At 65.8% G+C, this 23,132-nt stretch carries 25 protein-coding genes and 1 pseudogene; 13 read left to right on the top strand and 13 right to left on the bottom strand.

Features of this window, described 5'->3' with window-relative positions; genetic code table 11:
• Positions 1-17: 17 nt before the first annotated feature.
• Positions 18-1,181 (top strand): alpha-hydroxy acid oxidase, encoded by a 1,164-nt coding sequence (locus FNA67_RS18600; RefSeq protein WP_145976914.1) that lies wholly within the window; start codon positions 18-20, stop codon positions 1,179-1,181.
• A 12-nt stretch (positions 1,182-1,193) separates the two neighbouring features.
• On the opposite strand, the gene FNA67_RS18595 is transcribed toward FNA67_RS18600, so the two are convergent.
• The 3 genes from FNA67_RS18595 to FNA67_RS18585 form a co-directional block, all read right to left on the bottom strand.
• Entirely contained in the window at positions 1,194-2,000 is an 807-nt protein-coding gene (locus tag FNA67_RS18595) for an anti-sigma factor family protein (protein WP_147657519.1), read from the bottom strand.
• A complete protein-coding gene (locus FNA67_RS18590; RefSeq protein WP_049708145.1) occupies positions 1,997-2,509 on the bottom strand; it encodes a sigma-70 family RNA polymerase sigma factor in 513 nt (170 codons plus the stop codon). Before FNA67_RS18590 ends, FNA67_RS18595 begins: the two co-directional genes overlap by 4 nt.
• Before the next feature lie 111 nt (positions 2,510-2,620).
• On the bottom strand, positions 2,621-3,031 hold the full coding sequence (locus FNA67_RS18585) for a COG4315 family predicted lipoprotein (protein ID WP_082202241.1): 411 nt from the start codon (positions 3,029-3,031) through the stop codon (positions 2,621-2,623).
• Between the two features lie 203 nt (positions 3,032-3,234).
• On the opposite strand from FNA67_RS18585, the gene FNA67_RS18580 reads away from it, so the two are divergent.
• Positions 3,235-4,185 (top strand): carbohydrate kinase family protein, encoded by a 951-nt coding sequence (locus FNA67_RS18580; protein WP_170267365.1) that lies wholly within the window; start codon positions 3,235-3,237, stop codon positions 4,183-4,185.
• Here the strand turns inward: FNA67_RS18580 and FNA67_RS18575 are convergent.
• A complete protein-coding gene (locus FNA67_RS18575; RefSeq protein WP_049706548.1) occupies positions 4,182-5,771 on the bottom strand; it encodes an L-aspartate oxidase in 1,590 nt (529 codons plus the stop codon). The two genes, FNA67_RS18580 and FNA67_RS18575, sit on opposite strands and share 4 nt — an antisense overlap.
• 171 nt (positions 5,772-5,942) lie before the next feature.
• Here FNA67_RS18575 and FNA67_RS18570 point away from each other — a divergent pair, with 171 nt between their 5' ends.
• Positions 5,943-6,665 carry a hypothetical protein gene (locus FNA67_RS18570; RefSeq protein WP_147657517.1) on the top strand — a complete coding sequence of 241 codons (723 nt, stop codon included), beginning with the start codon at positions 5,943-5,945 and terminating at the stop codon, positions 6,663-6,665.
• Here FNA67_RS18570 and FNA67_RS18565 read toward each other — a convergent pair.
• The 3 genes from FNA67_RS18565 to FNA67_RS18555 are packed head-to-tail and all read right to left on the bottom strand — an operon-like array spanning position 6,655 to position 8,386.
• Entirely contained in the window at positions 6,655-7,032 is a 378-nt protein-coding gene (locus FNA67_RS18565; RefSeq protein WP_147657515.1) for a helix-turn-helix domain-containing protein, read from the bottom strand. The genes FNA67_RS18570 and FNA67_RS18565 overlap by 11 nt on opposite strands.
• A complete protein-coding gene (locus tag FNA67_RS18560) occupies positions 7,029-7,634 on the bottom strand; it encodes a Smr/MutS family protein (RefSeq protein WP_147657513.1) in 606 nt (201 codons plus the stop codon). The genes FNA67_RS18565 and FNA67_RS18560 overlap by 4 nt, the downstream gene beginning before the upstream one ends.
• 26 nt (positions 7,635-7,660) lie before the next feature.
• Positions 7,661-8,386, bottom strand: coding sequence for a Tim44/TimA family putative adaptor protein (locus FNA67_RS18555; protein ID WP_147657511.1), 726 nt, complete (start codon positions 8,384-8,386; stop codon positions 7,661-7,663).
• Between the two features lie 150 nt (positions 8,387-8,536).
• Here FNA67_RS18555 and FNA67_RS18550 point away from each other — a divergent pair, with 150 nt between their 5' ends.
• Positions 8,537-8,971, top strand: coding sequence for an FxsA family protein (locus FNA67_RS18550; RefSeq protein WP_147657509.1), 435 nt, complete (start codon positions 8,537-8,539; stop codon positions 8,969-8,971).
• Positions 8,972-9,057: 86 nt separating this feature from the next.
• Complete coding sequence (secB, locus tag FNA67_RS18545) at positions 9,058-9,546, top strand: protein-export chaperone SecB (RefSeq protein ID WP_049706542.1); 489 nt, start codon at positions 9,058-9,060, stop codon at positions 9,544-9,546.
• Between the two features lie 302 nt (positions 9,547-9,848).
• Here the strand turns inward: secB and FNA67_RS18540 are convergent, their stop codons facing one another.
• Positions 9,849-10,124, bottom strand: coding sequence for an acylphosphatase (locus tag FNA67_RS18540; protein ID WP_147657507.1), 276 nt, complete (start codon positions 10,122-10,124; stop codon positions 9,849-9,851).
• Entirely contained in the window at positions 10,124-11,677 is a 1,554-nt protein-coding gene (locus FNA67_RS18535) for a UxaA family hydrolase (RefSeq protein ID WP_244616390.1), read from the bottom strand. The genes FNA67_RS18540 and FNA67_RS18535 overlap by 1 nt, the downstream gene beginning before the upstream one ends.
• Before the next feature lie 76 nt (positions 11,678-11,753).
• Here FNA67_RS18535 and FNA67_RS18530 point away from each other — a divergent pair, with 76 nt between their 5' ends.
• From FNA67_RS18530 to FNA67_RS18515, 4 genes are all read left to right on the top strand, one after another.
• The gene (locus FNA67_RS18530; RefSeq protein ID WP_147657505.1) at positions 11,754-12,503 is read left to right on the top strand and encodes a GntR family transcriptional regulator; all 750 of its coding nucleotides are present in this window, start codon (positions 11,754-11,756) and stop codon (positions 12,501-12,503) included.
• Positions 12,504-12,525: 22 nt separating this feature from the next.
• The gene (locus FNA67_RS18525; protein WP_147657503.1) at positions 12,526-12,960 is read left to right on the top strand and encodes an RbsD/FucU family protein; all 435 of its coding nucleotides are present in this window, start codon (positions 12,526-12,528) and stop codon (positions 12,958-12,960) included.
• A 392-nt stretch (positions 12,961-13,352) separates the two neighbouring features.
• Positions 13,353-13,757 (top strand): nucleoside diphosphate kinase regulator, encoded by a 405-nt coding sequence (gene rnk, locus FNA67_RS18520; protein WP_147657501.1) that lies wholly within the window; start codon positions 13,353-13,355, stop codon positions 13,755-13,757.
• 10 nt (positions 13,758-13,767) lie between these two features.
• Positions 13,768-14,301, top strand: coding sequence for a hypothetical protein (locus tag FNA67_RS18515; RefSeq protein WP_147657499.1), 534 nt, complete (start codon positions 13,768-13,770; stop codon positions 14,299-14,301).
• Here FNA67_RS18515 and FNA67_RS18510 read toward each other — a convergent pair.
• Positions 14,298-14,651 (bottom strand): winged helix-turn-helix domain-containing protein, encoded by a 354-nt coding sequence (locus tag FNA67_RS18510; protein ID WP_049706536.1) that lies wholly within the window; start codon positions 14,649-14,651, stop codon positions 14,298-14,300. The genes FNA67_RS18515 and FNA67_RS18510 overlap by 4 nt on opposite strands.
• A 4-nt stretch (positions 14,652-14,655) precedes the next feature.
• On the bottom strand, positions 14,656-15,297 hold the full coding sequence (gene eda / locus FNA67_RS18505; protein WP_147657497.1) for a bifunctional 4-hydroxy-2-oxoglutarate aldolase/2-dehydro-3-deoxy-phosphogluconate aldolase: 642 nt from the start codon (positions 15,295-15,297) through the stop codon (positions 14,656-14,658).
• A gap of 117 nt (positions 15,298-15,414) precedes the next feature.
• Between eda and nadA the strand changes: the two genes are divergently transcribed.
• On the top strand, positions 15,415-16,482 hold the full coding sequence (gene nadA, locus FNA67_RS18500) for a quinolinate synthase NadA (protein ID WP_049706535.1): 1,068 nt from the start codon (positions 15,415-15,417) through the stop codon (positions 16,480-16,482).
• 114 nt (positions 16,483-16,596) lie between these two features.
• Here nadA and FNA67_RS18495 read toward each other — a convergent pair whose 3' ends face one another.
• Positions 16,597-17,019 (bottom strand): hypothetical protein, encoded by a 423-nt coding sequence (locus tag FNA67_RS18495; RefSeq protein WP_049706534.1) that lies wholly within the window; start codon positions 17,017-17,019, stop codon positions 16,597-16,599.
• Positions 17,020-17,167: 148 nt separating this feature from the next.
• On the opposite strand from FNA67_RS18495, the gene FNA67_RS18490 reads away from it, so the two are divergent.
• Together FNA67_RS18490 and FNA67_RS18485 are read left to right on the top strand one after the other, a co-directional pair.
• Complete coding sequence (locus tag FNA67_RS18490) at positions 17,168-18,067, top strand: LysR family transcriptional regulator (RefSeq protein WP_147657495.1); 900 nt, start codon at positions 17,168-17,170, stop codon at positions 18,065-18,067.
• Positions 18,064-19,764 carry a HoxN/HupN/NixA family nickel/cobalt transporter gene (locus FNA67_RS18485; RefSeq protein WP_170267363.1) on the top strand — a complete coding sequence of 567 codons (1,701 nt, stop codon included), beginning with the start codon at positions 18,064-18,066 and terminating at the stop codon, positions 19,762-19,764. Before FNA67_RS18490 ends, FNA67_RS18485 begins: the two co-directional genes overlap by 4 nt.
• Here FNA67_RS18485 and FNA67_RS18480 read toward each other — a convergent pair.
• Positions 19,761-20,554 (bottom strand): annotated as a pseudogene (locus FNA67_RS18480) (DUF72 domain-containing protein). The gene FNA67_RS18485 and the pseudogene FNA67_RS18480 overlap by 4 nt on opposite strands.
• 105 nt (positions 20,555-20,659) lie before the next feature.
• Between FNA67_RS18480 and ligD the strand changes: the two are divergent.
• Positions 20,660-23,107, top strand: coding sequence for a DNA ligase D (gene ligD, locus FNA67_RS18475; RefSeq protein WP_147657491.1), 2,448 nt, complete (start codon positions 20,660-20,662; stop codon positions 23,105-23,107).
• Positions 23,108-23,132 lie beyond the last annotated feature (25 nt).

Genomic DNA, 23,132 nt, shown 5'->3' with positions numbered 1-23,132 from the left:
GTTTGCTCATGGGCGAGCTGGATCGGGTACTGACAATCGCGGACATGAAGGCCCTGGCCAGGCGCAAGGTGCCCAAGCAGTTCTTCGACTATGTCGATAGCGGCGCGTGGACAGAGGGCACCTATCGCGCCAACGAGGACGATTTCAAGAAGGTCAGCTTCCGCCAGCGCGTCGCGGTCAACATGGAAAACCGCACCATCGCCTCGACCATTCTCGGCCAGCCCGTGAGCATGCCGGTGGCCGTGGCGCCGGTCGGGTTCCTGGGCATGCAGAGCGCGGACGGAGAGATCAAGGCGGCCCGCGCGGCGGAAAAGTTCGGCATTCCCTTCACGCTTTCGACCATGAGCATCTGCTCGATCGAGGACGTGGCCGAAAATACCTCCAAGCCGTTCTGGTTCCAGCTCTACGTCATGCGCGACCGGGATTTCGTCAATCGCCTGATCGACCGCGCCAAGGCGGCCAAGTGCTCGGCGCTGGTGCTGACAATGGATCTGCAGATCCTCGGCCAGCGCCACAAGGACCTGCGCAACGGCATGTCGGCGCCGCCCAAGTTCACGCCTAAGTTCGTCTTCGAGATGATGCGCAAACCCGGCTGGGCCATGGGCATGCTCGGCACCAATCGCCACACCTTCCGCAACATTGCCGGCCATGTCGAGGGCACGGGCGACCTCTCCAAGCTCTCGGGCTGGACGAGCTCGCAGTTCGATCCCACCCTCAACTGGCGCGATATCGCCTGGATCAAGAACCGCTTCGGCGGGCCGGTGATCGTCAAGGGCATTCTCGATCCCGAGGACGCGCGCCTGGCGGTCGAAAACGGTGCCGATGCCATCGTCGTCTCCAACCATGGCGGCCGCCAGCTCGACGGCGCGCCCTCCACAATCCGGGTGCTGCCCGACATCGTCGATGCGGTGGGCGAGAAGACCGAGGTGCTCATGGATGGCGGCATCCGCTCGGGTCAGGACCTTCTCAAGGCCATTGCCCTGGGCGCCAGGGGCGCCCTGCTCGGGCGCACCATCGCCTTCGGCGTCGGGGCGGGCGGAGAGGCGGGCGTTGCCCGTGCGCTCGAAATCCTGCGCAAGGAGACCGATGTCACCATGGCGCTGATGGGCGAGCGCGACATCCACAATGTGGGCGCCCACAACATCTACGCCAACGAACTCATCCGGCGTCAGGGCTTCTAGGCCAGCAGGCCTTCAGCCTCTCACCGGGTCCGGCAGGCGGGTGAGCTGCTGGTAGACCAGCTTGGCCACCGTCTGCATCTGGTCCTGGGGCAGGTCGCCCACCACCGTGCAGGTTATGGCATCGTTGGCCCAGTAGAAAGCGTCCAGGCCGTTGACCGCCTCGAACTGATAGGCCCTGGCCTTGTCGGGCAGGGCCGCCGTCACATAGACGGTCAGCCGGTCCTTGGTGCCGTTCTCGTACATCAACTGGGCCGCCGGGCCGGTATTGCGGTAGACGTCCGGCGGCAGTAGCCGGCCGCCGACCAGGGTGAAACCCTGCGGGCTCAGGTCCGGGGCGTCGAGCTGGTGGTTGAGGCGGTTGGAGAGCCAGGTGGTCAGGTGCCCTTCCTCGGCGGCGGCAACCTCCACGGCATGGCGGTTTTCCTTGACGTAGAGCGCGTGGGCGTTGACGGCGCTGGCGATCAGCATCTGGCTGGGCGTTTCCTCGGGCTGGAAAAGATCGCGTGCCGTCCAACCGGCGCCCACGCCCAGTCCGACCAGCACGATGGCGGCAGCGGCGAATGGCAACCAGCCGCCTGCGCTGCCCTGCCGGGCAGCAGCGATGCGATGCGGGTTGAGCCGGTCGGGCACAGGCTCGCCGGCGACGGGATCGAACAGCGTCTCGATGGCGTCGCGCTGGCGCTGCCACTGGGCCACTTCGGCCGCCGCTTCCGGATGAGCCTCCAGGTGAGCCTCGACTGCCGCGCGCGCCGAGCCGTCCAGCCGTCCGTCGGCATAGGCGTGGAGCACGTCTTCGGTGATGGTCAGCGGCGCGGTCATTTGACGGTCCTCAAACGGGGGGCCTGTGGGTCTCCCCCGGTCATGGTGCGTAAGGCGGCACGGGCACGGCCGAGCCGGGACATCAGGGTGCCCTGCGGAACGCCCAGGATCGAGGCGGCGTCGGCATAGGGCATGTCCTCGAGCACGACCAGCAACAGCGCTTCGCGCTGCTCGCCCGGCAGGGCGTCGATGGCACGGGCCATCTCGGCCAGTGCGATATGGCCATGCTGGCTGGCCGGCACCGATGGCTCGCTTGGAAGCCCATCGAGCGGAGTGGTCTGGCCCTGGCGTCGTTCGGCGCGCGCCTGGTTGCGATGCAGGTTGAGCAGGATGGTGAAAAGCCAGGCGCGCAGGGGACCGCGCGGACGGAACAGGGCATTCTTGCGGATGGCGCGCTCGAGGCAATCCTGTACCAGGTCGTCGGCCCGGTCGGCGTCGCGCGTCAGCGCTCGCGCATAGCGGCGCAGCGCGGGGACGCAGGTTTCTATCTCGTCCAGGAAACTCGGCACTTCGATCCTGTTCAATGCGAGCTGAGCCGGGGAAGCCAAGGGGGCTTGGAGGCTCCCCCGGCCCGTCAATGACCCGGCCGGCCGATCGGGGCGACCGGCCGGGTCACGAAACTACATGCCTTCGACGGCGGTGTGCCAGACGCCACCCACGCCATCGCCGGTGGTGTCGCCGGCCTTGGTGTCCTTGACCCAGAGATAGAGCGGCATGCCCTTGTAGGCCCACATCTTGGTGCCGTCGGTGCGGTCGACGATGGTGAAATCACCCTCGGCGGCTGCGCTGGCATCGGCAGCGAGCGGCGGCCAGTTGCTGGCGCACTGGTCATAGCAATTGCTCTTGCCGGCCTCGTCCTTGTCGAAGGTGTAAAGGGTCATGCCGTTGGCATCGGTCAGGACGGTCTTGCCGCCGATATCGGAAGTCTTGATCGCGCCGCCGGCATAGTCCTCGGCCAGGGCCATCGCCGAGCCCAGCGCCAGGAAGGCGGCCGCGCCCAGAATCACACCGTGCAGTCTGGAAAAAGTCATGACGTCTCTCCTTGCTTGGATGCGAGGCTCTCGAAGAATTTTCCCCCGCAAGAGCACTAACACCGCAGGGGCGGATTTATTCCCGCCCGCGCCAACTTTTTTCGCACCGGGCCGTCCACGGCGCATGGCCCCGGCATGGCGTCCGCGCCATTGATAGGGTAGGGATGCGGACCAATCGACGATTTGCCATTTCGGGGGGACCAATGTTCGTTGTGGGTGGGGAGAGCCTGATCGACCTCGTTTCCGAGCCGCGCGGGCCCGACGGGGTGATCCATATGCACGCCCATCAGGGCGGCTCGCCCTATAATTGCGCCATCGCGCTTTCGCGACTGGGCAACGATACCGGTTTCCTCTGCCCCATTTCGCGCGATGGGTTCGGCTCCTACCTCCTCGAGCCGCTGGCGGCTGCCGGGGTCAGCACGCTGCTGGAGCAGCGCGTGGTGGCGCCGACCACCCTGGCGGTGGTGACCCTCAACGAGAAGCGCCAGGCAGCCTACGAATTCTATCGCGGCGCCGACCGCGCCTTCACCCAGGAGGGGATGGTCCAGGCGCTGCCCGAGGCGCTCGAGCTCTATCAGGTCGGCGGCTTCTGCCCGATCGTGCCGGAGGATGCCGCGATCTGGTCCGAGGTCGTGCGTGCGGCCATCGCCAAGGGCGCCACCATCTCGATCGATCCCAATGTCCGCCCCTCACTGGTTGACGATTTCGCCGGCTACAAGGCCCGGCTCTCGACCTTCCTCGACCTGGCTCATGTCATCAAGATGAGCGAGGAAGACCTCGCAGCGCTCGAGCCGAGCCTTTCCATCGAGGCGCACAGTGCCGCGCTCCTGGCCCGGCCCAATTGCGAATTGGTCGTGGTGACGCTGGGCGAAAAGGGGTCGCTTGCCTATACCGCCTCGGGGCGGGCGCAGGCCGGCATTTGGGCGCCGCCGGTGTTCGGCGACACGGTGGGAGCCGGCGACAGCCTGATGGCGGGCGTGCTCTCCTACCTGCGCGAGAAGAACGTGCTGCGGCCCGGCCAGCTCAAGACGCTCGGCAATGGCGAGCTCGAAGCCATGCTCAGGTTCGGAGCCGTGGTGGCGGGCCTCAATTGCGGGCAGGTCGGCTGCAAGCCGCCGACGCGCGCCGAGGTCGATGCGGTGCTCAACGCCTAGGCGTCTGCCCGGATCCTGCGCGCTTCCTCAAGCGTCATGGCGGTGTGGTTCAGCCAGGCCGGATCCTCGTGCGGATAGTCGATGCGGAAGTGTCCGCCCCGGCTTTCCGTGCGCTTGAGGGCCGCTGCCGCCACCATGGTCGCCGATGTCGTCATGTTGAGGTAGGAGCGGGTGACCTTTTCGGCGGTTTCCTCGAGTTCGAGGATGCGCCGCAGCGCCTCGCGCAGGCCCTCGGCATCGCGCTCCACGCCTACCAGGTCCGTCATGATATGGCGCAGGTCCTGCACCGCCTTGAGGTTGCGCAGGTTTTCCTCGAACTGGGCGCCCTTGGCCTCGTCCCAGGCGATGCCTTCGAACGGCGGCAGGGTGCGCTGGGGCGGTTCGAGCCCGCCCACGTCCTCGGCGATGCGTGCGGCAAAGACGGTGGCTTCGAGCAGGGAGTTCGAAGCGAGCCGGTTGGCGCCGTGCAGCCCGGTGCATGAAGCCTCACCGCAGGCCCAGAGCCCGGCCAGGCTGGTGCGGCCGCGCGTATCCACCTTGACCCCGCCCATGTGGTAGTGGGCCGCCGGAGTTACCGGGATCGGCTCTTTCACCGGGTCGATGCCTGCTTCCAGGCAATAATGCGCCACGGTCGGGAAAGCGGTGAGGATCTTTTCGCCCAGGGCCTGACGGGTATCGAGGAAGACCTTCCGGCCTGCCTTGATCTGGCGGAAATTGGCCCGCGCCACGATATCGCGCGGGGCGAGCTCGGCATCGGGATGGATGGCGGGCATGAAGCGCTCGCCCAGGTCGTTGATGAGGATGGCGCCTTCCCCGCGCAGCGCCTCGGTGGCCAGCGGAGCCGGGTCGGCGCCGGTGGCGATGGCCGTGGGGTGGAACTGGACGAATTCGGGATCGCCGATCACCGCGCCCGCGCGGGCGGCCATGCCCATGGCGTGGCCGCGCACGCCGGGAGGATTGGTGGTGACCGCATAGAGCCCGCCCAGCCCGCCGGCGGCGAGCACCGTGGCGCGAGCGCGGATGAAGACCGGCTCGATATACTTGTCGCCCAGCTTGCGGCAGAACACACCCACCACCCGGCCATCGGCGCGGGCGAGGTCGACCGCCGTGATGCCCTCGACGATCCGGATCGAGGGGGTGCGCCGCACTTCCTCGATGATGGCGGCCATGATGGCGGCGCCGGCGCGGTCGCCCTGGACCTTGACGATGCGGTTGGCCGAGTGGGCGGCCTCGCGGCCGAGCAGGAAATTGCCGAGCTGGTCGCGGTCGAAGGGCGTGCCCCAGCGGGCCAGGTCGTCGATGCGCGCAGCGGCTTCGGCGGCCACCGATTCGGCCACGCGTTCGTCCACGATGCCAGCACCGGCCTTTTCGGTGTCGAGCGCGTGGATGTGCGGGCTGTCATTGGGGCCGAGGGCGGCGGCGACGCCGCCCTGCGCCCAGGCCGAGGATGCCCCGCTTCCCAGGGGCTTGGGCGAGAGCACCGTCACCGGCAGCGGCGCCAGCTTGAGGGCGCAGAAGAGGCCCGCCAGGCCCGCGCCCACGATCAGGACGCCATCCGCGTTCAGCGTGTTGTCATAGATGGACAATCTGGGCTCCTCTCCCTTGGGGGAGGCAAGTCCTATCAAGGTCCGGCGGGCGCGACCAGCCCGCGCGGTGCGCCCCGTCCCAATCCGCAAAATTGCATCGGCCATCTTCCCGTCTGGATTTTTGCTGACAAGTCAGGAAGATACTTACGTGTCCTGCCGATGGGGTAGTCGGTGTCCACTCTGGTATTCTTGCTCGACCATGACGATCTCGACCTGCTGGGCCGGCAGGACCTGATTCGCATCGCCCACGACGACGCGCCCGAGATCGTCCGCGCCATCGAGGACGTGGTTGCCCTGGCAACGGGCTCGGCCGGCGGGCCGGTCTATTGCGGCCTGGCAACGCTCGAAGCGGTCGCGGGGCCGGGGCTGGTTCCCGGTGAACTGGTGGCGCAGCTGCGCAAGGTCCAGCTCTATCCCAATGGCGAGCCGTGTCCGCCGTTTCCCTTCGGGCAACGCATCCAGTGGGTCGACGAGGCCGGGGACGGGTTCGGCGAGGAGCAGCAGGCGCTGTTCGATGTTCCCACGCAGCACGAACTGTTCGATATCAGCCGGCTCACCATGCGCCGCTATCACGAGCGTTGCGCGCTCAGCGGCATTGCCATGCCGGTTGGGGAACTGGGATCCATTCCCACGGCCATCCGCCCCAATCCGCCCGGCGCACCGCTCTCGATCACCAATTTCATCGCGCTCTGGCCGCCGCTGGGCAGCGCTTTCGGGGCAGGGCACTTCACCATTTCGAGCAGCTACGAGACCATCGCCAACCTCGACCTGCTCGATCATCGGCTGCGCGAGCATCTCCAGCCCGGTCTCAAGCTGCGGCTGCCGGACCAGGAGGAGGACTGGCCTTCACAGGACCATCTCGCCTACCATCGGCGCTTCGTCTTCAAGCGCTAGGCTCGCGGCGCGTCGAGCGGCGGATGACCTCGTTGCGCAGGAATGCCAGGTCGTCGGGCGTCAGCCTGGCGATTTCCTTCTGCAGCCGGTTGGTGAGTTCGGTGGCCTCGGGCGGCAGGCCGCCGGTATCGATGGTGACCTTGGGGTCGGAGAGTTCGGCGAGGCGCTGGAGCTCTTCGGCTTCGTCCCAGATGACGTTGAAATAGGCGATGATGCGCTGGAGCAGGAACCAGGTGGGCTTGCCCCGGCGCCCATGCTCGAGGGCCGAAAGATAGGCGCTCGAGACATTGAGCGCCTTGGCCATTTCCTTGAGCGTGACGCCGCGCTCCTCGCGCAACGCCCGCAGCTTGGCGCCGAGCGGGGTCATGGCGCGAACCTCTTGAGGCGGACATAGAAGGCGCCTTCCCCGCCGTGTCCCTGGGCCGATGCGCCCCAGCCCGAGATCAGCGGGGCCAGGTCGGGCTCGTTGAGCCAGATGGGAAGCATGGAGCGCAGGATGCCCCGCTCGACGATCACCGTCGCCGTCTCGTCGGTCTTCTTGAGGCCCTTGCCGGTAATGACAAGGATGGTGCGGTCGCCGCGATTGACCCGGGCATTGACGAAGCGGACCAGCGCGGCGCGGGCCTCGGTCTGGCGCATGCCGTGAAGGTCGATGGTGCCGTCGATCTCCATCTGTCCGCGCATGAGCTTGCGGCGCAGCTTGGGCTCTATCGGGCGTTCGGTGCGTGGCGTGCGCCGGGAAACGGCGGAGGGCGGCGCGGGCGGGGTGGGGGAAGCGGCGCTGCCGATGGTCCAGTTGCGCGGCAGGCTCGGGCGGGGCGGCTCGGCCGGCGGCAACGGGAGGGGGGTATCCTCGGGCTCGTCAACAACCGGCTCCCGCTCCGGGCGGAGCGGGACGACGGTCCGCTTGACTTCGGTCCACAGGTGCCAGTCCCTGAGCGGGGGGCCGCCTTTGCCACGCTTGGCCATTCCGGCACCCGGCAGGACGAAGAGCACTAGGCGAGCTGGTTGGTGGCGACCAGCTTCCAGTTGGGATCGCGCGACTTGGGATTGCGAGCGAAGGTCCACTCGTCGGCGATCGCCTGCACCTGGTCGGCATTGCCCTCGAGGAGCTGGCCATCCTTGTCGCGGGTGGCCGAGACCACTTCGGCGTTGAAGCGTACGGTGACCTGGGCGGCGCGCTTGTCGAGCTCGGCTTCCGAGATTTCGACCTTGGGCAGGCCCACGAAGGTGAAATCGATCTTCTGGCCGGAAGCCTCGCGCGCCGAAATGGCCGAGGCGAAGCCGTCGAAGACGTCCTTGTCGAGCAGGTTCTTGAGCGTCTGGCGGTCGCCCTGGGCGAACGCGGTCACGATCATCTCATAGGCGGCCTTGGCGCCTTCCATGAAGCTCTTGGGGCCGAACGTCGGGTCGGCATCGGCAATGGCCTTGAGGCCCGAGGCCACTTCGGCATCGCCGTGCGAGAACTGTTCGATCTCGGCCTCGAGCTTGCGGGCGCGGCGCTCCTCGTCCACGGGGGCGGCCTCGACCGGGCGCGGACGCATCTGCACCACCGAGCCGTCATCGGCCTTTGCCGCCTTGGCGACCTCGGCCTGCTTCTGGCGTTCGATCGGAGAGCGTTCGTTGCCCGTGCGCGTCCCCAGGACCGAGCGCAGCCTGAACAGGATGACGATCGCCAGACCGATGACGATAAGGGTGGGCAGATCGAAGAACTCGTCCATTGGGCACTAACCTGGGTTTTCGTGGGCGAAGGATCGCATATAGCAGGATCGCTCCTATATATAGGGAAAGCTTCACCCTGAAACCAGTTCACGAATGGGCGAGAAATTTATCGTCGGCGTGAACGGCGCCTCTAGAGGTTCATTGGCACCATGCGTTCGTTCATCATGCTCATGCTGTTGACCCCGCTGATCGAAATCGCGGCGTTCATCAAGATAGGCCAGTCCATCGGTCTCTGGCCGACATTGCTGGGCGTGGTGGTGAGCGCGGTGTTAGGTGTCCTGGTGATCCAGAGCCGCGGCCTGGCCCTCGGAACGCAGCTGCGCGCTGCCATGAACCAGGGCGAAATGCCCGCGCGCACGGTCGCCGATGCCATGATGGTGTTCGTGGCCGGCGTGCTGCTGGTCATTCCCGGCTATTTCACCAGCGCGCTCGGGCTGCTCCTGCTGATCCCGCCGGTGCGCAACCTGCTCTATGCCCACATGGCCAAACGAACCACGGTCGTGGCGAGCGTTCACACGGCCTCTCCGCGCCAGGAACGGCCTCGCGTCATTGAACTGGACGATGACGATTACCGCGAACACTAGGGTTTAGACGCGGGTCAACCTTGTCCCTTATTGGCAAAAGTGCTAGCCAGCCTGCCAAATTCTTTTCTCCAAAGGGACGATAACCTATGGCCGACGAGACTACGGCAGCACCCAATCCGGCGAACCAGCCCTCCTTCCAGCTCATCGGCCAGTACATCAAGGACATGTCCTTCGAGAATCCCGGCGCCCCGGGCTCGATCATGGCCGGCACCGGCCAGCCGACCTTCAACGTCTCGATCAATGTCGGGGTCAAGAAGCAGAACGAAGAGCTTTACGCGGTCGAGATCAAGCTCGATGCCAAGGCCGAGCGCGAGAGCAACCTGCTCTTCAACGTCGAGCTGGTCTATGGCGGCGTCTTCCGCATCAAGAACATTCCGGAAGCCCAGCTTGCCCCGCTCCTGATGGTGGAAGCCCCGCGCCTGATCTTCCCGTTCGCCCGCCAGGTCCTGGCCTCGATCACCCAGCAGGGCGGTTTCCCGCCGCTGATGATGGAGCCGGTCGACTTCAACGCCATCTACCTGCAGAACCTGCGCAACCTGCAGGCCCAGCAGGGCACCGCGCCGCAGACCAACTGATTCTGGGCCGCGCGATCTTCCGCCTCTCCGGCTCCACCGGGGAGGCTTTTTTGTTTTTGGGGGTACCGTCTGGCCAGCGGTTAATTGCCTGTGCGACTCATTTGAGCCAGCAGGTCTCCCTCCCCCTCGTGGGGAGGGAATAAGGGTGGGGGGCCTCACGCACTGAGCCTGCTGCCCACCCCTACCCTCGATCCTTCCCCACAAAGGAGAGGGAGGCAATGGGGCACGACCGGCGGTGGCCTCCGACAGGTGGGTGTGTGTTAGATCGGTCGTTGGAGCGCATCGGCGCAAACCCCTACGAACTACGCCGTTCCGCGCACCTCGAACCGATCCTCCACCGGCTCGGTCCAGGTCTGGGCGTCGACCGCGCGCACCATGGCCGAATAGGGGCCGGTCCAGCAGGCCTGGACCATGTCCTCCACAACCGCCGCTTCTCCGGCGAACACGGCTTCCACCGTGCCGTTCCGGCGGTTGCGCACCCAGCCCGAGAGGTTGCGCAGCACCGCCTCGCGTTCGGCCCAGGCGCGAAAACCCACGCCCTGGACCAGACCGGAAATGGTGACGTGGATCGCTTTCATCACATGACGGCGCCAACCTGCCAGGGCACGAATTCGTTGTCGCCATAACCCAGGTCCTCGGACTTGGTCCGTTCCCCGGAGGCGACGCGCAGCATCATATCGAAGATTTCGGCGCCTTTCTGGTCGACCTCGGCCAGGCCCTCGGCGATGTCGCCGCAATTGATGTCCATGTCCTCGCCCATGCGCCGGTAGAGGTCCGAGTTGGTGGCAAGCTTGATCGAGGGCACGGGCTTGCAGCCATAGGCCGAGCCGCGTCCGGTGGTGAAGGCCAGGACGTTGGCGCCGCCCGCCACCTGCCCGGTCGCCGAGACCGGATCGAAGCCGGGCGTATCCATGAACACGAAGCCCTTCTCGGTCACGAGCTCGGCATATTCGTAGACGGCTGTGAGCGGGGTGGAGCCACCCTTGGCGGTGGCGCCCAGGGACTTTTCGAGGATGGTGGTGAGCCCGCCCAGTTTGTTGCCGGGGGAGGGGTTGTTGTTCATCTCGCCGCGGTTGCGGGCGGTGTAATCTTCCCACCAGTGGATGCGCTCGATAAGCTTTTCGCCTACCTGCCGGTTGACGGCGCGGCGGGTGAGCAGATGTTCGGCGCCATAGATTTCAGGGGTTTCCGAGAGGATGGCCGTGCCGCCCTGCTTGACCAGCAGGTCGACCGCTACCCCGAGGGCGGGGTTGGCGGTGATGCCCGAATACCCGTCCGAGCCGCCGCACTGGAGGGCAAGGGTGAGCTCGGATGCCGGCACCGTCTCGCGCCGGGCGCGGGCGGCGATGGGCAGCATCTCCTTGATGCGTTCGACGCCCCATTCCACCATCTTGCGGGTGCCGCCGATCTCCTGGATGGTCATGGTCTGGAAGGTGTCGCCGTCGACGATGCCGTAGGCTTCCTTCATGCGGCCGATCTGGAAGGCTTCACAGCCCAGGCCCACCAGCAGCGCGCCGCCGATATTGGGGTTGGAGGCGTAGCCCCACTGGGTGCGGCGCAGGATGTGATAGCCCTCGCCATCCGTATCCATGGCGCAGCCGGTGCCATGGACGAAGGGAATGACGCCGTCGATTTCCGGGTAATCGTCCAGAATGCCCGAACGGGTGATTTCCTGGGCCATGAACTTGGCCACGGTCGCCGAGCAGTTCACCGAGGTGAGGATGCCGATATAGTTGCGGGTGCCGACCCTGCCATTGGCGCGCCGATAGCCCTCGAAGGTGGCGCGCTGGGCCTCGGGCACCATTTCGGGGGCCACGACGCCTTCGGAGAAGGCGTAGTCGTGCGTGAGGGTGCCGTCGGCGCCGCCCATGCCGCAATTGTGCTCGTGCACCCATTCGCCGGCCGGAATGTCGTGGGAGGCGAAACCGATGATCTGGCCGAACTTGACCACCGCGGCGCCCGCCGCGATCGGCTGGGTGGCGAATTTGTGGCCCTTGGGAACGCGCTTGAGCGTGGTCACGCCCTGCGGGGTCATCGTGCCGACATCGAGGTTGCTCAGGGCCACCGCGACGTTGTCGGCGGCGTTGAGCACGAGCGTGCGGGCTTGCGGACGGGACATGGTTTCGGTCATGGGAAGGGTTCTGGCTTGCTGCTTTCGGAGTGGCTGCGCGATGGACAGTGCAACGCGATACAACTAACATGTTAGCATGAAGAACCCGCAGAGTCCCTATGATTTTCTGGAGCGTCCCGCCAGCCTGGCGCGGGGCAGCGTCACTACGGACGTGACCAATACCCTGCGCGACGCCATCGTCTCGCTGGCGCTCAAGCCGGGTGAGGTGCTCGACAAGAACGCCATCTGCGACCAGCTCGGGGTGTCACGCTTTCCGGTTTCCGAAGCCCTGGCGCGCCTGCAGGGGGAGGGGCTGGTCGATATCCTGCCCCAGCGCGGCTCGATCGTTTCCTTGGTGCGGATCGCGGACGTGCGCGAATACATGCTCATCCGAAAGGCGCTCGAGAGCGAGGCGGTGCGGGCGCTGGTGGGGCGGCATGACGACACGCTGATCGCCGACCTGCGCGGCAACCTTGCCGGCCAGCGGCTGGCGGTCGAGCGAGACGATCGCTCCGGCTTTCACGCCCAGGACCTCGAATTCCACGAGATGCTGTTCGATGCCATGCGCTTCGCCAAGGTGCGGGCCGTCATCGAGAGCGCGCGCGCCAATCTCGACCGGGCGCGCCGGCTCATCATCACGCCGCGCCGGCTGGCGCTTTCGCTGGACGAACACCACCAGGTGTTCGATGCCATCGTGGCGGGGGAAACGGAAAGGGCGGTCGCCGCCATGCGCGGGCACATCGATTCGGTCATGGCCGAATTGCTGGTCTTCGCGCGGGCGCAGCCCGAGATCTTCGCGGACGGCGAGACGCTTTCGGGGGACGAGGACACGTTCCCCTTCGGATAGCACCAATTTCAGGGAGGGCTAAATGCTCAAGGGAATTCCACCGGTCCTGGGACCGGATCTGCTCCACATCCTGCGTGCCATGGGACATGGCGACGAGATCGCCATCGTGGACGCCAATTATCCGGCCGAGGCCGCCGGCCCCGAGGTCGTCCGGCTCGACGGGCACACCGCCACCGATATCCTCGAGGCCATCCTGACCCTGATGCCGCTCGACGATTTCGTGGACGATGCCGTCTTCGGCATGCAGGTGGTGGGCGAGCCCGATAAACGCATGCCGGTGATGGAGGAGTTCGATGCAATCGTCGCCCGCTACGAGCCGGGCATGAAACTCAAGCTGGTCGAGCGCTTCGCCTTCTACGATCGGGTAGAGAGTGCCTTTGCCATCGTCCAGACTGGCGAGCGCCGGCTCTACGGCAACATCCTGCTCAAGAAGGGCATCATCCGCCCCGACGCCTGATCGGATCACGCCAGCAGGTCTCCCTCCCCACAAGGGGGAGGGAAGCTTCTTGGCTCAATCACCGACCGGCGCGGCTCCGGCCCCGAAAAGTCCCCCAAGCTTGACTTTCCCTGGGGGGCCCTTACCTTTGTCTTCATGACGACCAACCGCTTCATCATTGCAGCGACCCTCTACCGGGAGCACCCGGTCGCAGGATTTCAGCCCTAGGCCCACGCGCGAAGAGCGCCCGTAGGGCTTAGGGGCAACTCGTCACATCCACACCAACGGTTTGGAACCAGGCAGCGCTTCGTGGCGCACCTGGATCGGCGCTCATCAAAACCAACATCGAATTCGTCAGGCTGTCGCGGCCAAGGTCCGCCGACGCCTGAAGACGCATAGAAAGAAGAACGACAATGGCCTCTTTGACCAATTACGACCTCAAGCCCTCGCTGGTCTTGAGCGAAACCGACCACAAGCAGCTCACCGTGCTGGCGCTGGCCGGGCTCAATACGAGCTCGGATGCCGCCGACGACCTGCTTTACGAAATCGAGCGCGCCCGCGTCGTGCCGGAGAAGGACTTTCCGGCCGAAGTGGTGTGCATGGGCTCGACCGTGACCTACCGTCCCGACAACGGCACCGACCGCACCGTGACGCTGGTCTATCCCGCCGACGCCGATATCTCGGAAGGGCGGATTTCCGTGCTCACGCCCATAGGCACCGCCCTAATCGGGCTGGCGCAGGGCCAGTCCATCACCTGGGTCGCCCGCGACGCCCGCAAGCACGCGCTGACGGTCCTTTCCGTAACGCACCAGTCATAAGGGGGATCAATTGGCTATCGTCCTCACTGCCAAGGACTTCTCGTTTCTCGAGCAGATGCTTCTCGCCGGCGGCGGAAGCGATCAGGCGCATGGCCTGATCCGCAAGAAGCTCGATGAGGCCAGGATCGTCTTCGGCAGCGATATCGATCCGGAAGTGGTCACGCTCAACAGCCGCGTGCGCTATCGCATCAATGCCAATCCGCCCGAGGAACGTACGCTCGTGGCCGAACCCGGCCATGAGGTGCGCGGCATGACCATCCAGCTCGGAACGCTGCGCGGCGTGGCCATGCTGGGCATGGCGGCCGGCGAGGCCGTCATGGTACCGCGGCGAGACGGAACGATCGAGACGCTGGTGGTCGAGGCGGTGCTGTTCCAGCCCGAGGCCGAGCGCAATCCTGATCCGATAGCCGAGATCATAGCTGATGCCATGCCGCAGCGCACCTCGAGGGGCGCGGTGACGCTCCTGAGCGAATACCGGCTGCGTCGCAGAAGTCCCGCGGCCAATGGGGACGATCCGGGGCCCCAGGGGCCGAGCGCGGCCTAGCGGGGCAGGAGGGCGCGCAGGGCCTCGACGTCCGCGGCGATGGCCGCGCGCGTCTTGTCCTGCATGGCGCGATAGTGCCCGAGCACCTGCTGTCCGGCGGGCGTGAGGCGGGCGCCGCCCTGTTCGGAGCCGCCGCGCGAGGTTTCGACCAGCGGCCCGAACCCGGCATTCATGGCCTTCACCAGGTCCCAGGCGCGCTTGTAGCTCATGCCCATGCGCTTGCCCGCCGCCGAGATCGAGCCGGTCTGGGCGATGAATTCCAGCAGGTCGGCGCGGCCCGGGCCCAGATAGGCGTCTTCGCTCAGGGTCACGCGCAGATGCGTCAAGCCATCGGGCGGGACCTCGGGCATGGGGTCAGGCGGGCTTCTTGAGGCCCGCCGCCTCGCGCGCCAGGGTCTCGATGCGCTTGAAGTCGCCCGAGGCGATGGCATCCTGCGGCATGATCCAGGAGCCGCCCACGCAGATGACGTTGGGCAGGGCGAGATAGGTCCTGGCCTTTTCGACATCGATGCCGCCGGTCGGGCAGAAGGTGATGTCCGGAAGCGGGGAGGCGAAGGCCTTGAGCACCGGCGCGCCGCCCATGGCCTCGGCCGGGAAGAATTTCAGGAACGAGTAACCACGTTCCGAGGCGGTCATCGCTTCGGTCGGGGTGCCGATGCCGGGCAGGAGCGGGATGCCGATCTCGTCGGCTGCGTCGAGCAGGCGCGGGGAGGCGCCGGGCGACACCATGAACTGGCAGCCGGCATGCACGGATTGCTCCATCTGGAGCGGGCTGCGCACCGTACCCGAACCGACGATGGCGCCGGGAACCTTGGCCATTTCGGCGATGACGCGCAACGCATTGGGGGTGCGCAGGGTTACTTCGAGCACCGGCAGGCCGCCGGCCACCAGCGCCTCGGCGAGCGGGCGCGCCGCATCGACGTCATCGAGGATGATCACCGGAATGACCGGAGCCAGCGAAAGCACGGAACGGAGGGCGGGGGCGTCTTGGGGCATCTGGAAGGTCCCGATTGTGCAAACGATTTTGCCGCTCAATAGCATGGCCTTCATTGAAACGGGCGAAAAATATACCTACGTTCCGCACGCGATTTGCGCCGGTGGAGGGCACCCGGAATGGTTCAACTGATCAACGCCATGACCCCGCTCGAGGAGGCTCGCGCCATCCTTGCGGAGAGCTTCGACCTGAAGTTCTCAAAGGCCGTGGAAACCGAGACCGCGCCCATCTACGACCGCGTGCGCGACCGCATTCCCGAGATCGAGTGGCCGTTCTTCGCGCCCCTCATCCACCAGATCAACCGCCTCAAGAAGGAAAAGGACGCGGTGATCCTGGCGCATAACTACCAGACGCCGCAGATCTATTACGGGGTCGCCGACATCGTCGGGGACAGCCTGCAGCTGGCGATCGAAGCGACGAAGGTCACCCAGTCGACCATCATCCAGTGCGGCGTGCACTTCATGGCCGAGACCTCCAAGATCCTCAATCCGCAAAAGCGGGTGCTGATCCCCGATAGCCGCGCCGGCTGCTCGCTCGCCTCATCGATCACCGCCCAGGACGTTATGGCGATGCGCGCTCAGTACCCGGGCGTGCCGGTCGTCACCTATGTGAATACCTCCGCCGAGGTCAAAGCGGTGACGGACGTCTGCTGCACCTCCTCGAACGCGCTCGACATCGTCAATCGCGTCGAGGGCGACACGGTCATCATGATCCCGGACCAGTACCTGGCCCAGAACACCGCCCGCAAGACGCACAAGAAGATCATCACCTGGGCCGGCGCCTGCGAGGTCCACGAGACCTTCACCGCCGAGGACATCGCCGAACTGCGCGCCGCCTATCCGAGCGCCAAGATCATCGCCCATCCCGAGTGCCCGCCCGAGGTCATCGAGGCGGTGGACTATGCCGGCTCGACTGCAGGCATGATCGACTGGGTCAAGACCGAGAAGCCGCCGCGCGTGGTGATGGTGACCGAGTGCTCGATGAGTGACAACGTTGCCGCCGAGAACCCCAATGTCGATTTCCTGCGCGGCTGCAACATCTGCCCGCACATGAAGCGCATCAATCTCGAAAACATCCTCTGGTCCCTGCACACCGGCACCGAGGAAGTGACCGTCGACCCTGCCATTATCGAGCCGGCCCGCATGGCCGTGCAGCGCATGATCGAGATGTCCCGCAAGGGGGATTGAGGGCGCGGCCCGGGGGCGTAGCGGTCGGCGCTGCGCCACACCGGCCTTGATCCGGCAACTGTAATTTGCGCCACGAATTTGGACCGGGTCTTCGCCCGGGGAAGATCGTGGTCCCTAGAGCCGCAGCAGCTCTACGAAGCGCTTGAGGACCTTTTCCAGTCCCTTGCGCTCCTTCTTGCCCAGCTCGCCGAGCAGGGCGTTCTCGAGTTCTTCCCAATTGCCCGCCAGCACTGCCTTTATGCGTTCGCCGCGTTCGGTGAGGGCGAGGCCGGGCTGCAGTTCGGGGCCGACCGCCTGCCGGGCGATCAGTTCGCGTTCGCTCAGCCGGGCGATGCGGCGCTCGAGCGCTTCCTCGGAGAAACCGAGTTCGGCGGCCAGTTCTTCCTCGGTCACGCCGGCCCGGCCCAGGATGAAGAGCACGGCGTCGTCGCCCGGCTCGAGGCCGCGCTCCACGAGCGGGGTCAGCAGCGCCTTGTGGGCGAGCTGGCCGGCCTCGATCAGCCGGTAAAGGGTTGAGCGGGAACTGGGTTTGGACATAGGCGCGAAAATAGTCCGAACTCCCTGATGCTGTCGAACGATAGCCAATCCTACCGTTAATCGCTTGCCGTCCAAGACCCGTTGTTGTTCGCTCCGGGCGAATAAGCTATGCGTTTTGCGAACAGCCGGAGAAACGGAGCGCAGCGGATTGACCCAGGATCTTGCCCGTATCCGCGCCTTCGTCCAGGTCTTCGACGCTGGCGGATTCTCCTCGGCCGCGCGCCAGCACGGGCGCTCGAAAGCCCTGCTTTCCAAATATGTCACCGATCTTGAGGACTATCTGGGCGTGCGCCTGATGAACCGCACGACCCGCAAGCTCTCGCTCACCGAGGCGGGCGAGGCCTATTACCGCGAGGCGAGCCAACTCCTCCAGCAGCTCGATGACCTGGACGCCTCGATCTCCGAGCAGACCAGCGAGCCGCGCGGACTGCTGCGCGTCTCGGCGCCGCGCAATTTCGGGGAGAGCACCCTGGCGCCCGCCATCTTCGCCTTCCTTGTCGACCACCCGGCGGTGACGCTCGATCTGCGCCTCGAGGACCGCTATGTCGACCTCGTCGATGAAGGGATCGATGTGGCGCTGCGCATCTCGACCATGACCGATTCCTCGCTCATCGCCCGCAAGATCGCCGACATGAAGGTGATGGTCGTGGCCTCGCCCGCGCTCGTGCGCAAGGTCGGCGTCCCCAGGAACCCGGACGAATTGCGCTCGCTGCCCTGCATCGTGGACATAAACCTGCAGGGCCAGGCCAACTGGCGGTTCGTCGAAGACGGGCGCACGGTTTCGGTGCATGTCAACGGGCCGGTGCGGTGCAATTCGCCCCTGGTGGCGCGCCAGGCGGCGGTGGCCGGCCTTGGCTTTGCCATGTTGCCATCGTACCTCGCCGAACCGGTGATCGAAGAGGGCAAGCTTGAGGCCGTGCTTGCCGATCGCGTACCGACGGGGCAGACGTTGCAGGCCGTCTATCCCCACCGCCGGCATCTGGCCGGCAAGGTGCGCGCGCTGATCGATCACCTGGTCAAGTGGTTCGAAATCCATCCCGTGCATTGACGGGGCGGGTCGTCGGGGAGGTTGCTCTGAACGCGCGTACTATCCTGTTTGCCGCCCTGGCTCTGGCGGCAAATGCCGCTCCTGCGCTGGCCCATCCCCACATCTTCATCGATGCGAAGGCCCAGATCGTCTTCGACGACAGCGGCGCGGTCAGCGCCATCCACAATACGTGGACCTTCGACGAGGCGTTCTCCTCCTGGTCGGTCCAGGGGCTCGACACCAATAACGACGGCAAGCTCAGCGATGACGAGCTGGCCGAGCTCACTTCGGACAACATGAAAGGGCTGTCCGAATACGAGTTCTACACCTTCGCCGGCGAGGGCGACTTCAACCTCAAGTTCTCCGAACTGCCCGGAGCGCGCTTCACCTATGACGGCAAGCAGACGACGCTGGATTTCTCCATCCGTCCCGACCAGCCCTATCATATCAAGGATACGCTCGAGGTCGCCGTTGCGGACCCAGAATACTACGTCGCCATAACATTTGCCGACACGAGCAAGGTCACGCTCGAAAACGCTCCGGCCGGGTGCGGGGTCACCATGGACCCGCCCAAGGAGATGGACCCGGCGCTGGCGGACGAGCTTTACGCTCTGCCGGCCGATGTCACCCAATTGCCGCCCGACCTCGAAAAGGCGGTACGCGGCGTCCAGGGGGCCATCCTCGTCCATTGCAACGAAGCCGGCGTCGCCGCGCCGGTGCCACCGACGCCCCAGACCGCGCTCGAGGCCGTGACACAGGTGGCGCAGGTCAAGCCGGCGCCCTTCGGCGGCCCGCCGTCCGAGAGCAACTACCTGCCCCAGGTCGGCGTCTTCAAGTGGATCGCCGATGCGCAGCGCGCCTTCTACGCGATGCTGACCACCGCGCTTGGCCGTCTCAAGACCGACAATACCGCTTTCATCGTGCTGGGGGGCCTGAGCTTCCTTTACGGCATCATCCACGCTGCCGGGCCCGGGCACGGCAAGGTGGTCATCGGCTCCTATCTCCTCGCCAACGAATCCCAGGTTCGGCGCGGCATCGCTCTCAGCTTCGCCTCGGCCATGATGCAGTCGCTGGTGGCCGTGGCCTTCATCCTCGTGGCGGCGGTGGGCCTGCGCATGACCTCGCTCGCCATGAGCGATGCCGCCAACTGGATCGTGGTCGCCTCATACGCACTCGTCATGCTGCTGGGCGCCTGGCTCATCGTGCGCAAGCTCATGGGTTGGGGCCATAGCCATAGCCACGAGCACGCCAATCTCGCCGCCAAGGCACATGGGCACCTTCACGAGGGCGAACATGACCACCACGACCACGATCATCACCATGATCATGACCATCATCACGACCACGACCATGCCGGGCACGATCACGGCGAGCATTTCGTGACCCCCGAACAGATCAAAGGCGGCTGGCGGGAACAGCTCGGTGTCGTCCTGGCGGTGGGTATTCGACCCTGTTCGGGGGCGCTGGTGGTGCTGGTCTTCGCGCTGAGCCAGGGTCTGCTCGCCGTCGGCATCTTCTCGGTGTTCCTGATGGGGCTGGGCACCTTCATCACCGTCGCCATCCTCGCCACCATTGCCGTTTCGGCCAAGGACGTGGCGCGGCGCCTGCTGGCGCAGCGGGAAGGGGTGGCCTCGAGCGTCTTCTGGTGGCTGGAACTGGCCGGCGCCGTGGCGGTGTTCGCGTTCGGCGCCGTGCTGCTGGTGGCGAGCTTTTACTAGCCCACGCGCTCGATCAGGGCCATGGCGGCGGCCGGGTTGCGTTCCTTAAAGCCGCTGATGACGTAGAGGTAGACGTCCCGGTCGGCCTTGCCGGCCTTTTCGTCCGAGCCGTATTCGAGCCCCTCGGGGCTGCCGCCGCCGGCCCATTCCCTGGCGCGGGCCGCCCAGGTGTCGAGCGCGGCGGGCGAATAGCCCAGTGTCTCGTCCTCGCTCGTGCCCATGATGCGCACATAGACGAAGGGGGCCGTGACGTCGGCGATCTGCGGATAGTCCCCGTCGGCGTCCAGGATCACCCCGACCCCATATTCGCGCGCCATGGCGATGAACTCGGGCACGCGGAAGCTGGGGTGGCGCACTTCCACGGCATGCTGGAGGGCCTTGCCCTCATGGGTCTTGGGCAGCAGCTTGAGGAAGGCCTCGAAATCGTCGGGGTCGAACTTCTTGGTGCCGGCCATCTGCCAGTTGATGGGGCCGAGCTTGTCCTTGAGGTTGAGGATGCCGCTCGAGATGAAGCGCTCGACCGATTCCCCGGCCTCCGCCAGCACGCGCCGGTTGGTCGAATAGCGGGTGCCCTTGAGCGTGAAGACGAAGTCGTCGGGCGTTTCGTCGTGCCACTTGGCGAAGCTCTCCGGCTTCTGGGAGCCGTAGAAAGTGCCGTTGATCTCGATCGAGGAGAGCTTGGAGCCGGCATATTCGAGCTCGCGCTTCTGGGCCAGCCCTCGGGATAGAACGTGCCGCGCCAGGGCTCGTAGGTCCAGCCGCCCACACCGATCCGAATCTTGCCCGCCATGCTGACCTCCTCGTGTTGAATGAAGAGGTTAGCGGAGTTTGGCGCTCCACGCAGCCCGCTTTTGCCGCGATTGCGCGCGCGGGCCGGCAATGGTTAGCTTGCGCCATGGCGCAGCTCAACACCTACCGCGGCAAGCGGGATTTTTCCAAGACACCGGAACCGTCGGGCCGCGCCGCGCAGCCGGGCGGGAACCGCTACGTCATCCACGAACACGGCGCGACGTCCCACCACTACGACCTGCGCCTTGAACTCGATGGGGTCCTCAAGAGCTGGGCCGTGCCCAAGGGTCCCTCGCTCAACCCGGACGACAAGCGCCTTGCCGTCGAGACCGAGGATCATCCGGTCGAATACCTCGACTTCGAGGGGGTAATCCCCGAGGGCGAGTACGGCGGCGGGCCCATGATCGTCTGGGACCGGGGCGTCTGGGCGCCCATGGGCGATATCGAGGAGGCGTTCCGCACCGGCGACTTCAAGTTCCGCCTTGCCGGCGAAAAACTCAGTGGCGGCTGGATGCTCAAGCGCCTCAAGCCCAAGCCGGGCGAGGACCCTGACAAGGTCAACTGGCTGTTCTTCAAGGAGCACGATCCCGCTGCCTCGACGAGCGAGAACATCCTCGAAACGCGCCCGCAAAGCGTCAAGTCGGGCCTCACTATCGATGAAGTGCGGCCCGCGCCGCCCAGGCCGAAAAGGCCGGTCAAGCTCGAACCCGGCAAGCTCAAGGGGGCCGTGGCCGCCCCGATGCCCACGAAGATCCAGCCGCAACTGGCCACGGCCATCGCCGATCCGCCGCCCGGGCCGGGCGAGAAGACCCGCTGGCTCCACGAGATCAAGTTCGATGGCTATCGCACCATCGCTTTCCTCGAAGACCGCGAGGCGCGGCTCATCACCCGCGCCGGGCTCGACTGGACCAACCGCTACCGGCGTCTCGCCAATACCTTCGCCCAGATTCCCTGCCGGCAGGCGGTGATCGACGGCGAGGTGGTGGTGGTCGGCAGCGATGGCGTCACCACCTTCGCCGCGCTCCAGGAGGCGCTGGCCGAGAACCGCAGCCACGACCTCACGTTCTTCGCCTTCGACCTTCTCTACCTTGATGGCTACGACCTGCGGAACGTGGCGCTGATCGAGCGCAAGCAGTTGCTGGCCGACCTGCTGGGCCCGATCATCTCGGGGAAGTCGGCGATCCAGTACAGCGACCATTTCGAGGGCGAGGGGGCAGGCCTTCTCGCCCTTGCGACCGAGAAGGGTCTCGAGGGCATCGTCTCCAAGCGTGCCGATGCCAGATACGAGGAAGCGCGCACCGCCACCTGGGTCAAGACCAAGGCGCGCAAGGTCGGCGACTTCCTCATCGTCGGGTTCACCCGCTCGGAAGCGGCCGGGGGCTTGGGGGCCCTGGGCCTGGGCGAAATGGTCGATGGCAAGCTCGAATATCGCGGCAAGGTCGGCACCGGCTTTGACGCGCACATGCTGGGCGAACTGCTCGAAAAGCTCGAGCCGCTTGTCGCCGCGGGGGCGCCGCTGGCCCGCGCGCCAAAGGATCTCGTCCGCGTTGAGCCGGTCTATTCCGCCCATGTCCACTTCGCCAACCGCACCAATGACGGCAGCCTGCGCCACGCCGTCTTCATGGGGCTGATCGAGCCGGAACTCGAAACCAACCGGCCGGAGCGCAAGCGCCTGATCTCGGATGCAGACCTCGCCTCCGTCTCGATCACCAATCCCACGCGGCGCCTCTTCGGGGACGACGGTCCGACCAAGCTCGATCTGGCCGTCTATTACGGTCTCGTCGGCGATTTCATGCTGCCGCACATCATGGGGCGGCCGGTCACGCTGGTGCGCAGCCCCTCGGGCAAGGCCGACGACATCTTCTACCAGCGCCACCCGTTCTCGGGCATGCCCAAGTCGGTGGGCGCGTTCGATGCCATCAACTCGGATGGCGAGGCACGGCAATATCTCAGCGTCGAAGATCCCAAGGGTTACCTGGCGCTCGCCCAGTTCGGCGTCATCGAGTTCCACACCTGGGGCTGCCACCATGCGCTCCTCGAAAAGCCCGATCGCATCGTCTTCGATCTCGATCCGGGCGAGGGTATCACCTGGCGCAATATCGTTGACGCGTCCCGGCGCGTGCGGGCCGCGCTCGAAAGCGTGCGGCTCAATGCCTTCGTGAAAACATCCGGGGGCAAGGGGCTGCACGTCGTCGTCCCCATCAGGCCGCGGCTCGACTGGAAGGCCGTCCACAAGGCCACCGGAGCCATGGCGCAGGCGATCGCGGCGGGGGATCGCGACACCTTCGTTGCCAACATGGCCAAGGACAAGCGCAAGAACCGTATCTTCATCGACTTCCACCGCAATGCGCGCGGCGCGACGGCAGCGGCGCCCTATAGCCTGCGGGCGCGCCCGGGGCTGCCGGCTTCAACTCCTCTTAACTGGAACCAGCTTGAGTCCATCGACGCCCCGGAAGAATTGAACTACTCTTCTTTGCCTCAAATTCTAAATAGTTCCGGGGATCCGTGGGCGGATATCGATGAGTACGCCTCAGACCTGGAACCCGATCGGTAAGTAGCCTGTTCCATTTTGTTGTCGC

Source organism: Youhaiella tibetensis, assembly GCF_008000755.1.
Classification (GTDB): domain Bacteria; phylum Pseudomonadota; class Alphaproteobacteria; order Rhizobiales; family Devosiaceae; genus Paradevosia; species Paradevosia tibetensis.
Note: the sequence above shows the minus strand (reverse complement) of the source record. Positions and strands in the feature narration are given on the sequence as shown.